Raw genomic sequence first — 345 nt, 5'->3', positions numbered from 1 at the left:
GACAGTCCAATCAAGGCCGCGCCCAGCGGGCTCAACACCGAAACCGCGTTCGGTTCGCAAGACGTTTCGTCTGGCAGGGCGAGGACTATTCGCCTGTTCGCGCCGGCGACGTTGTCCCGTACATCTACGCGTGAGTTGACAGCCACAACATTCGTTGGAAGCTGATCATTAGGGACAATTGTCGCTCGATAGATCTCCCGTAATAGGTTTGAGGCAGCCGGCGCCATGCGACCATGCGTCAGCGCGGAGGTGGCAACAGCATACAGCTTCTCTCGATCCGCCTCTGAGATAATGACCGGGGGAAGTCTCACGGGATGATGGTAGTCGGGGGTATCCATTTTCCAG

The 345-nt window shown here is 57.7% G+C and carries 1 protein-coding gene; it reads right to left on the bottom strand.

Annotation, left to right across the window (positions count from 1 at the left end; translation table 11 throughout):
* The coding region (locus KJQ96_RS42565) for a GreA/GreB family elongation factor (RefSeq protein ID WP_213291209.1) at positions 1 to 338 on the bottom strand (338 nt) is incomplete at its 3' end.
* Between the last annotated feature and the right edge of the window lie 7 nt (positions 339 to 345).

This window comes from Bradyrhizobium sp. sGM-13 (assembly GCF_018398875.1).
Lineage (GTDB): Bacteria > Pseudomonadota > Alphaproteobacteria > Rhizobiales > Xanthobacteraceae > Bradyrhizobium.
This window is presented reverse-complemented; position numbering and strand designations above follow the sequence as displayed.